The organism is Inquilinus sp. (assembly GCF_039594555.1).
In the GTDB taxonomy this organism is placed as follows: domain Bacteria; phylum Pseudomonadota; class Alphaproteobacteria; order DSM-16000; family Inquilinaceae; genus Inquilinus.
Genome location: NZ_JBCNNF010000283.1, coordinates 1 through 9,157, shown reverse-complemented (window position 1 = coordinate 9,157; position 9,157 = coordinate 1). Strand labels below are relative to the sequence as shown.

General features: G+C 70.1%; 11 protein-coding genes. 6 read left to right on the top strand and 5 right to left on the bottom strand.

From position 1 onward, the window contains the following. Positions 1-264 (top strand): hypothetical protein (locus ABDW35_RS25280; RefSeq protein ID WP_343716628.1); only part of this gene is annotated, 264 nt, incomplete at its 5' end. A 20-nt stretch (positions 265-284) separates the two neighbouring features. Here the strand turns inward: ABDW35_RS25280 and ABDW35_RS25275 are convergent. Continuing rightward, positions 285-701 carry a cupin domain-containing protein gene (locus ABDW35_RS25275; protein ID WP_343716627.1) on the bottom strand — a complete coding sequence of 139 codons (417 nt, stop codon included), beginning with the start codon at positions 699-701 and terminating at the stop codon, positions 285-287. 252 nt (positions 702-953) lie between these two features. Between ABDW35_RS25275 and metC the strand changes: the two genes are divergently transcribed. Then, positions 954-2,138, top strand: a complete 1,185-nt coding sequence (metC, locus tag ABDW35_RS25270; RefSeq protein ID WP_343716626.1) for a cystathionine beta-lyase — start codon at positions 954-956, stop codon at positions 2,136-2,138. Then, entirely contained in the window at positions 2,135-2,530 is a 396-nt protein-coding gene (gene hisI / locus ABDW35_RS25265; protein ID WP_343716625.1) for a phosphoribosyl-AMP cyclohydrolase, read from the top strand. Before metC ends, hisI begins: the two co-directional genes overlap by 4 nt. 33 nt (positions 2,531-2,563) lie before the next feature. On the opposite strand, the gene ABDW35_RS25260 is transcribed toward hisI, so the two are convergent. Together ABDW35_RS25260 and ABDW35_RS25255 are read right to left on the bottom strand one after the other, a co-directional pair. After that, positions 2,564-3,883, bottom strand: coding sequence for an MFS transporter (locus ABDW35_RS25260; protein WP_343716624.1), 1,320 nt, complete (start codon positions 3,881-3,883; stop codon positions 2,564-2,566). A gap of 236 nt (positions 3,884-4,119) precedes the next feature. Further along, positions 4,120-5,091 (bottom strand): endo alpha-1,4 polygalactosaminidase, encoded by a 972-nt coding sequence (locus tag ABDW35_RS25255; protein ID WP_343716623.1) that lies wholly within the window; start codon positions 5,089-5,091, stop codon positions 4,120-4,122. Between the two features lie 339 nt (positions 5,092-5,430). Here ABDW35_RS25255 and ABDW35_RS25250 point away from each other — a divergent pair, with 339 nt between their 5' ends. The 3 genes from ABDW35_RS25250 to ABDW35_RS25240 all read left to right on the top strand — a co-directional run bounded on the left by ABDW35_RS25250 (position 5,431) and on the right by ABDW35_RS25240 (position 7,434). Further along, positions 5,431-6,030, top strand: coding sequence for a methyltransferase domain-containing protein (locus tag ABDW35_RS25250; protein ID WP_343716622.1), 600 nt, complete (start codon positions 5,431-5,433; stop codon positions 6,028-6,030). A gap of 136 nt (positions 6,031-6,166) precedes the next feature. Then, positions 6,167-6,937 (top strand): hypothetical protein, encoded by a 771-nt coding sequence (locus ABDW35_RS25245; protein WP_343716621.1) that lies wholly within the window; start codon positions 6,167-6,169, stop codon positions 6,935-6,937. A gap of 8 nt (positions 6,938-6,945) precedes the next feature. Further along, positions 6,946-7,434 carry a GNAT family N-acetyltransferase gene (locus ABDW35_RS25240; protein ID WP_343716620.1) on the top strand — a complete coding sequence of 163 codons (489 nt, stop codon included), beginning with the start codon at positions 6,946-6,948 and terminating at the stop codon, positions 7,432-7,434. On the opposite strand, the gene ABDW35_RS25235 is transcribed toward ABDW35_RS25240, so the two are convergent. Together ABDW35_RS25235 and ABDW35_RS25230 are read right to left on the bottom strand one after the other, a co-directional pair. Further along, positions 7,431-8,381, bottom strand: coding sequence for an acetyl-CoA C-acyltransferase (locus ABDW35_RS25235; protein WP_343716619.1), 951 nt, complete (start codon positions 8,379-8,381; stop codon positions 7,431-7,433). The two genes, ABDW35_RS25240 and ABDW35_RS25235, sit on opposite strands and share 4 nt — an antisense overlap. A 133-nt stretch (positions 8,382-8,514) precedes the next feature. After that, on the bottom strand, positions 8,515-9,157 hold a 643-nt coding region (locus ABDW35_RS25230; protein WP_343716618.1), incomplete at its 5' end, for an OmpA family protein.

The following is a 9,157-nucleotide window of genomic DNA, read 5'->3' as shown; positions in this document are numbered from 1 at the left end:
GGCACCAGCGCGACCATCGTGTCGAGCTACAATGACGGGCTGGCGACCAATTTCGGCGTCTTCGACGCGAACTATTCGAGCAGCAACTCGGTTGCCTCCTGGGTCGTCCATCAGCACCACGCCGGCCCGGTCATCGCCGGCGAGGTCTGGGTCGATACCATCAACTATGTCGACAGCTACGCGGTCACCAATGTGTGGGGGCAGAAGGGCTCGGTCCACGACAGCCTGCCCGGCAACGCTGGGGTGACGATCGTCCACATCTGAGCTGACCCGGCACTCGACGGCTATGCGTGAAGGCCGTCGAGCTCGGGCATGAGCACCACGCTCTCCTGCTCGTTCGGGTCGGTGCGGGCGATCACCGCGACGCAATCCTCGGCCGGGCTGGGGTTGTAGGGCAGGTGCGGCATGCCGGCGGGGATGTAGAGGAACTCCCCGGCCCGGACCATCAGATGCTGCTCCAGCCGGTCGCCGAACCACATGCCGGATTCGCCGCTCAGCACATGGATCGCGGTCTCATGCGCCTCGTGGCGGTGCGCCTTGGCCCGGGCGCCCGGCGGCAGGGTGACGAGCTGCAGGTGGATGCCCGTCGCCCCCGCCGATTCGGCCGAGATGCCGGGCGTGTAGCTCAGCGCCTGCTTGCCGGTGAACCGCGCCCCGGCGCCGACCACCCGGCAGGTCGGCTTGGTGCCCGTCAGATCCATGATCCGCGCTCCGATGCCTCAAACCCGCCTATCCTGGGCGGGCCGGGTGACGGTCGCATTGCGGAACCGGGGAAAACTGTTACATCGGTGACAGGCGGCGGGATTTTTCGGCGCGCCCCGCCGGCCACCATTCCGGCGGAATCGGGGCGGCCCTGCGCGGATCGGGTTTGACCGGCCCGTCCGGCTGGCCGAAAGATGACGGCTCCGTCAGTTGCGACAACTGACACACGCCGCCACGACCGACTGACCGCCATGTCCAAGTCCCGCCGCCCCGCCACCATCCTCGCCCATGCCGGCCGCCACCCCCGTGAGAATCACGGCATGGTGAACCCGCCCGTCTATCACAGCTCGACCGTGCTGTGGCCGACGGTGGCGGCGATGGACGAGGCGCATGCCGGGTTCGAGCATGGCGTCTACAGCTATGGCCGCGTCGGCACCCCGACCAGCGAGGCCTTCGAGGACGCGGTCGCGGCGCTGGAGGGCGGATACGGCGCCATCTCAGTCTCCTCCGGCCTCGCGGCGGTCAACGTCGCGCTGACCGCCTTCGTCAAGGCCGGCGACCATGTGCTGATCACCGACAGCACCTATGGCCCGACCCGGCGCTATGCCGATGCGGTGCTGAGCCGCTTCGGCGTCGAGGTCGAGTACTACGACCCGCTGATCGGCGCGGAGATCGAGAGCCTGTTCCGGGGGAACACCCGGCTGGTCTATCTCGAATCCCCGGGGTCGCTGACCTTCGAGGTGCAGGACGTGCCGGCGATCGCCGCCGCCGCCCGGTCGCGCGGCGTGCTGACCGCGCTGGACAACACCTGGGCCACGCCGCTGGGCTTCGACGCCTTCGGGCATGGCGTCGACGTCACCGTCCACGCCGCAACCAAGTACATGGTCGGCCATTCCGACGCGATGATGGGCGTGGTCGGCGCCCGCGAGAAGCGGGTATGGCAGATCCTGAAGACCCACGCCGTGCAGTCCGGCCACTGTGCCGGGCCGGACGATCTGTACCTGGCCCAGCGCGGCCTGCGCACCATGGGGGTGCGGCTGCGCCAGCATCAGGAGAATGCGCTGGAGGTCGCGCGCTGGCTGCAAGCGCGGCCGGAGGTGGCGCGGGTGCTGTACCCGGCCCTGCCGCAGGACCCCGGCCATGCGCTGTGGCGGCGCGACTTCACCGCCGCCTCCGGCCTGTTCGCGATTGTGCTGCAACCGGCCTCTGCCGGCCAGGTGGCGGCGATGCTGGACGGCATGGAGCTGTTCCAGATGGGCGCCAGCTGGGGCGGCTATGAGAGCCTGATCCTGCCGACCCATCCGGAGAAGATCCGCACTGCCACGCGGTGGGACGCCGAGGGGCCGGGCGTGCGGCTGCATGTCGGGCTGGAGGACACGGCCGACCTGATTGCCGACCTGGAGGCCGGGCTGGACCGGCTGCGGGCGGCGGCATGAGCGGGGCACGCCTTCTCGAGGAGGTCCGCTTCGACGCCGACGGCCTGGTCCCCGCCATCGCCCAGCAGCACGACACCGGCGAGGTGCTGATGCTGGCCTGGATGAACCGCGCGGCGATCGAGGAGACACTGGCCAGCGGCCGCGCCTGCTACTGGTCGCGCTCGCGCCAGGCCTTGTGGCGCAAGGGCGACACCTCCGGCCAGGTGCAGCGCCTGGTCGAGCTGCGGCTGGATTGCGACGGCGACGCGGTGCTGCTGCGGGTCGACCAGACCGGTGTCGCCTGCCACACCGGCCGGCGCAGCTGCTTCTACCGGGTCGCGCGCGACGGCGCCTGGCACACCGACCTGCCGGTGCTGCACGACCCGAAGGAGCTCTACGGCCACGGTCACTGACGGGCCTGCCGGCCCGTCAGTCCGACCCGAGCGTCAGCGGTCGCCGGCCACCCGGGTCAGGTCCTGGCGGTGGGTCTCGCCGATCAGCCAGACCGCGGCCACGCTGATCACGGCGGCGACGCTGATATAGAGGCCGACCCAGCTGAGCCCGCCCTCGGCGACCAACGTTTGGGCGATGTAGGGTGCCAGCGACGCGCCGAGGATGCCGGCCAGGTTGTAGGTCAGCGACGCACCGGTGTAGCGCACGCCGGTCGGGAACAGCTCCGGCAGGAAGGCTCCCATCGGGCCGAAGATCAGGCCCATCAGGAACAGGCCGAGGCACAGGAACAGGGTGACCAGCACCGCCGAGCCGCTGCCCAGCAACGGTGCCAGAGCGAAGCCGAACAGCACGGTCAGGATGCCGCCGACGATCAGAACCGGCCGCCGGCCGATGCGATCGCTGAGGCTGGACGACAGCGGGATGCCGAGGCCGAGGAAGATGATGGCGAAGCATTCCAGCCCCAGGAAGGCCTGGCGCGAATAGCCCAGCGACTTGGTGCCGTAGCCCAGCGCGAACACCGTGGTGATATAGAACAGGGCATAGCAGGACACCATCGCCAGGGTGCCGAGGATGGTGACCCGGGTGTAGCGGGCCAGCACGTCGCCGATCGGCACCCGCACCCGCTCCTGCCGCTCCATCGCCTCGCGGAACACCGGCGTCTCCACCAGCTTCAGCCGGACATAGAGGCCGACCGCCACCAGCACAGCGCTGAGCAGGAACGGCACGCGCCAGCCCCAGGCCCGGAACTGCGCGTCGTCCAGCCCGAGCGCCAGCAGCAGGAACAGCCCATTGGCGGCGAGGAAGCCGATCGGGGCGCCGAGCTGCGGGAACATGCCGAACCAGCCGCGCTTGCCGGCCGGGGCGTTCTCCACCGCCAGCAGCGCCGCACCGCCCCATTCGCCGCCGAGGCCGAGCCCCTGGCCGAAGCGCAGCAGGCACAACAGCGCCGGCGCCAGCCAGCCGATCGCGTCATAGCTGGGCAGCACGCCGATCAGCGTGGTCGAGATGCCCATCAGCAGCAGGGAGGCCACCAGCGTCGCCTTGCGGCCGATGCGGTCGCCGAAATGGCCCAGCAGGGCCGAGCCGACCGGCCGGGCGATGAAGGCGATGGCGAAGGTGGCGAAGGACAGCAGCAGCTGCGCCGCATCCGATTCCTGCGGGAAGAACACCGGCCCGAACACCAGGGCCGCGGCCGTGCCGTAGATGTAGAAGTCGTAGAACTCGATGGCGGTGCCGACCAGGCTGGCCAGCACGATCCGGCCGGTGGTGTTGACTGGAGCCGGCGCGGGCCGGTCGAATGTTGTGTCGGTCATGAGAAAACGCACCGATGGTTGCTTGGGCGGCAGGGCCGGGTTCCATATCTGTCCCGGCGAGGGGTGCCGTCAACCATCGGCGGCCCCATCGCCCGGCGCTCGCGGCATGACAGCAGCGCGTCGGGCGACAGGGCCGGCCACGGCGGGCCCGTCCGGTCAAGGGCCCGGGATACGGCCGGCACGGCTACGGCAGGATGTCCGGGCCCACCGGAAAACGGCTACCGATGTAGCTTTTCCTACCACGTCCTGCCGTTGATGCAGGGCTGCCGCCGGCCGTTCGGGGGCAGCTGCAGCCGGAACCGCACGGCGTTGAAGTGGCTGGCGCGGGAGGATTTGCACACCGCCGCCCATTGCGCCGTGGTGAAGGCCTTGTACTCGGCGACGAACACCGCCTTGTTGGCCCGGGTGTAGAGCTGCAGCCCCGGCACCGCGCGGTCGAGGATCGGGTCGTAGGGGTTCAGACATTCGCCGTACTGGTAGCACTGCTCGTTCAGGGTCCAGTCGAAGCTGGCCACCAGGTCACGGATCTGGATGATGTCGCCCTTCTGGCCGATCGACATGCCGATCTCATGCGCCCATCGCGCCAGGGCCCGGTTGTAGGCCAGCTGGTCCTGGTAGGTCAGCGGGAAGCCGGTCTCGCCCTTCGTGGCGCTGGGCCTGTTGGTGGCCGGGTCCAGGCTGTTCTCCCAGCCGTCGATCTCATCCGGCTCGATGGCGTCGAAGCCCTTGTCTTTGCACATCTGCATCCGCGCCTTCATGATCGGCTCCAGCTCGCGGATGCGGCGGATGTCGAGCCAGAAGGAATTGTCCCAGCCTATATCGGGCTTGCCCCAGATCCGCGGCACCAGCCTCCGGAACTTGGCGGCATCGCCGCGATAGGTCTCGTACACACCGACATCGATGTAGCAGATCACCTTCTTGCCCCGGGCGTGCAGGGCGTCGACCGTGGCCTTGCTGTTGAACTCGCCGTCGATGTCGTAGACGTCGGGCTCGGGCAGGACCGCGCCGTTGAAGTCGCGCAGCCCCATCTGCACCGGATCGTTGATATTCAGCGGGCCGCCGAGGACCCAGTGGAACGACAGCGGCTTGTCGGATGTCGGCTTCCACCAGCCGGCGGCCGCCGGCTGCGGGTCGTCGGCGTGGGCGGAGGCCGCCGCGCCGGCGACGAGCGCCGCCGCGACCAGGAGACTGCGACAGAATCGGCCCATGACGGGACTCCCCTTCCAGTCGAATGATGAAATGTCGGATGCGGCCCGGCCCTCAATCCGGCGAGTCCGGGTCCAGTGCCACGATGGTAGAGATACGGCCGGCCGTTGCAATAATCGGGAAGAGTCCGGCCCGAATACTTGCAATGCCTGCAAATCCAGAAAAATGCGGATAAAGACCACAGTATCGCCACCATCGCCCGCGCCGCCCGCCCGGCCCGGATAATGCGGCCGATCCCTCGCGACGCGCTTGCGATCGGATGCGGAACGGAGCATCTAGCGTGCGTCGCCCGGAGGATCGGACGCCTCCATCCGTTCGACGTCGTAAGGACCCGTCGCTTGATGACCGACCGCAAAGCCGGCCCAGACCGGCCGGACATGAACCCCTGGCTGTTCTTTCGCCGCTGGCTCGCCAACCCCCGTGAGGTGGGATCGGTGACACCGTCCTCGCCCGCGCTGAAGCGCCGGCTGACGCAGGAGATCCGGCGCGAGCCCGACGAGTATGTGGTCGAGCTGGGCGGCGGCACCGGGGCGATCACCCGCGGCATTCTGGAGCGGGGCGTGCCGGCCGACCGGCTCTACGTGCTCGAGATCAACCCCGAGATGGCGCGGCACCTGCGCGAGACCTTTCCCGGCATCCATGTGATCGAGGGCGACGCCCGCCGCCTGGGCGAGATCCTGCCGCCCGAGGTGGTCGGCAAGGTCGGCACCACCCTGTGCGGCATCCCGATGCTGCTGCTGACGCATGAGGAGCAGCAGGCGATCCTCGATTCGGCCTATTCGGTGATGCCGAAGGGGCGTCAGGTCGTGCTGTACACCTACGCCTTCTCCTCGCCGCTGCAGCGCGACAAGCTGGGCCTGACCGGCCGCCGGGTTGCCTTCGTCACGGCCAACATCCCCCCGGCCTCGGTCTGGGCCTACCAGCAGCGCGGCGCTGTCTGACGCCCGCTCCGCTTCCGCCGCCGCGCGGGACCGGGCATAGTTCCCATAGGATTCGACCGGCAGCGGCCCGGCCGGCCGTGTTGCCGTGCGCCATCCCTGGCCGGCATCGCGCCGGGGCTTCGAAGGATTTGCGACGATGAGACAACCGCTTCTTCTTGCCGCCGCCCTCGGGTTCTCGCTGCCGGCCCTGGCACAGGGCCCCGCCTATCATCTGCAGTTGCAGGTCAACGTCAGCACCGATGTCGGCCGCGGATCGTGCCGGGTCGGCACCGGCGTGATCGGGACCTACCCCGACAGCGGCGGACGGCTGCCGATCGGCACGCCGGTCGAGCTGATCATCCCCTGCGCCATGGCCGGCGCCTCTTACTACGATGCCCGGCTGGTCGGCGCGCCCGGAGCATTCCAGCCGGCCGGGCCGAACGCGCTGCGACCGCTGCAGGGCCCCGTTGCCCTGCCCTCCGCCCCGTCCCCGTTCCAGCCGCCGCAACGGCAGGTGCTGGTCGCCCCGACGGCGCCCGTGACTCCCCGGCCTATGCCCCCCGCCGTGATCCAGCGGCCGGCGCCGCAGCCGGTTGAGCCGCTGCCGGTAAATCCGGTGGCGCCGTCGCGGCCGCTGGTGACCCAGGGCGGAGTGCCGATGCCGCAAGGCACCGTGCCCCCGGGCCCCGTCTTCACTCCGGCACCGGCTTCCACCTTCCCGGCCCCGCCGCCGCCGTCGGTCACTCAGGGCGGCGACACCGCAACGATGCGCGGGGATGCCGCGATCGTCTTGAATTTCGGCCCGGTCAGCGCCGCCCGGGCCGGGACGTCACAGCGCGTAGTGCTGCCGACCGACCCGAGCTATCCGGCGCTGCTGACCCAGCTGGGCGGCATCGCGCCAGGCCAGACCAAGGTGCTGCCGCGATAGGTGCGCCCGTGCTGCCCTCCTTCGAGACGCCGCGACTGATCCTGCGCCCGCGGACCATGGCCGAGCTTGAGGACTGCCTGGCCATGGACCGCGACCCGGAGGTGACGCGCTATGTCGCCGGTCCCTGGGCCGATCCGGCGGCCCATCGCGGCTTCGTCGAGGCGCGGATCACCGCCGCCTATCCGGAGGGGCTGGGCTACTGGACGGTGCGCGGCCGGACAGCGGAGGCCCGGTTCCTCGGTTGGGTGCCGCTGATCCCGCTCGACGGCCGGGGTCCGGAGATCGAGATCGGCTGGCGCTTCAACCGCGCCGCCTGGGGCCAGGGCTACGCCACCGAGGCCGCGGCGCCGGTCCTGGCCCATGCCCGGGACCCGCTGGGCGACACCGTGGTCGCCGACATCCATCCCGACAACACCGCCTCGATGCGGGTGGCCGAGAAGATCGGCCTGCGCCGGATCGGGCCGGACGGCCACGGCGCCATCCGCTTCGCCGGCTAGGATCTCTCGATCGCGATCGCGGTCGCCTCGCCGCCGCCGATGCAGAGCGAGGCCACGCCGCGGCGCAGTCCGTGGCGCTGCATCGCCGCCAGCAGGGTGACGATCAGCCGGGCCCCGGTGGCGCCGATCGGATGACCGAGGGCGCAGGCGCCGCCATGGATGTTGACCTTGTCGTGCGGCAGGTCGAGGTCGCGCATCGCCGCCATCACCACGCAGGCGAAGGCCTCGTTGATCTCGAACAGATCGACCTCGCCGGCCCGCCAGCCGGCCCGGTCGAGCAGCCGGCGGATCGCCCCGATCGGCGCGGTGGTGAACCATTCCGGCGCCTGCGAGTGCGTGGCGTGGGCACGGATCGTCGCCAGCACCGGCAGACCCTGCCGCTCGGCGACCGAGCGCCGCGCCAGGACCAGCGCCGCGGCACCGTCGGCATTGGCGCTGGAGCTGGCGGCGGTGATGGTGCCGTCCGGTCGGAAAGCCGGCTTCAGGCCCGGGATCTTGTCGGCCGAAAGCGACCGTGGATTCTCGTCGACCGCGACCTCGGCCGGGCCGCCCTTGGCCGGGACCGTGACCGGCACGATCTCCGCCGCGAAGGCGCCGGAGGCGATCGCCGCCTGGGCCCGCTGCAGCGACACGGCTGCATAGGCGTCCTGCTCCGCCCGGGTGAAGCCGTAGCGGGCGGCCGTGGCCTCGCCGAAATCGCCCATCGCCCGGCCCTTGTCATAGGCGTCCTCGAGCCCGTCCAGCGCCGCATGGTCGAAGATCCGGCCATGGCCAAAGCGCAGCCCGTCACGCACGCCCGGCAGCAGCCAGGGCGCGTTCGACATGCTCTCCATCCCACCGGTGACGACGATGTCGGCCGAGCCGGCGGCGATCAGGTCGCCCGGTTTCAGATCAGCCCTGGTGCCGTGATAGAAACGCCGCGGAGTTTCGCTATCGGTGGAGGACATCGGTTGGCTGCTCCCTCTTGCCATGCGAATCGAGGGCAGCATTCATGGATCAAGCCCCCCGGCTTGCCGCAATCCCCAGCCTGGGTTAGACAATGATAGTGGAAGAGGGCGGCCCCAGGACGAGCGGGCCGGATCAGTGTGGATCGAAGCCGCGCTTCTCCCCATTCGCGCCTTTGCCAACGCTTCCATTCACCTGGGACTGGATCTTCTCCACCGTGTCGCTGTCCGCTCCGCCCGGCGTCCAGGCCAGCGTGATCGACATGCGGCGGTTGCGCGGGTCGTAGATGTCGTTGGGCACGAAGGGCTCGCGGTCGGCGACGCCTTCGATGCGGGTGAAGCGGTTGGCGGCGACATGGCCGTCCGCCAGCCGCTTGCGTGTGGCTTCGGCGCGGGCGGAGGAAAGCGTCCAATTGTTCACCTGCCGGCCCGCCGCATAGGGCAGGCCATCGGTGTGGCCGCGCACGATCACGCCGTTGGGCACCTCCGCGATGCTGCTCGCCACCTCGCCGATCAACTGCGCGGCGCGCGGCACGAGCTGATCCGATCCCAGCGCGAACATGGAGAAATCCGCGCCGTCGACGATATCGATGCGCAGCCCGTCGGGCGTCTCGGTGAAGCGGACGTGCGGGGCAAGGCCGGTCAGCGCCTTGTCCGCCTTCATCTTCGCCTCGACCTTTTCCTTGAGCTGGCGGAAGCGGATGCGATCGCGCACGCGGATCGCGGCGGCGCCTTCCTTGGGGCCGCCGGTCGCGTCCTTGGGGATGGTGATGCTGCGC

Excerpts from the sequence above, each read along its gene's own strand:
- ABDW35_RS25275 (WP_343716627.1), bottom strand. The coding sequence starts at position 701 with ATGGATCTGACGGGCACCAAGCCGACCTGCCGGGTGGTCGGCGCCGGG.
- metC (WP_343716626.1), top strand. The coding sequence starts at position 954 with ATGTCCAAGTCCCGCCGCCCCGCCACCATCCTCGCCCATGCCGGCCGC.
- hisI (WP_343716625.1), top strand. The coding sequence starts at position 2,135 with ATGAGCGGGGCACGCCTTCTCGAGGAGGTCCGCTTCGACGCCGACGGC.
- ABDW35_RS25260 (WP_343716624.1), bottom strand. The coding sequence starts at position 3,883 with ATGACCGACACAACATTCGACCGGCCCGCGCCGGCTCCAGTCAACACC.
- ABDW35_RS25255 (WP_343716623.1), bottom strand. The coding sequence starts at position 5,091 with ATGGGCCGATTCTGTCGCAGTCTCCTGGTCGCGGCGGCGCTCGTCGCC.
- ABDW35_RS25250 (WP_343716622.1), top strand. The coding sequence starts at position 5,431 with ATGACCGACCGCAAAGCCGGCCCAGACCGGCCGGACATGAACCCCTGG.
- ABDW35_RS25245 (WP_343716621.1), top strand. The coding sequence starts at position 6,167 with ATGAGACAACCGCTTCTTCTTGCCGCCGCCCTCGGGTTCTCGCTGCCG.
- ABDW35_RS25235 (WP_343716619.1), bottom strand. The coding sequence starts at position 8,381 with ATGTCCTCCACCGATAGCGAAACTCCGCGGCGTTTCTATCACGGCACC.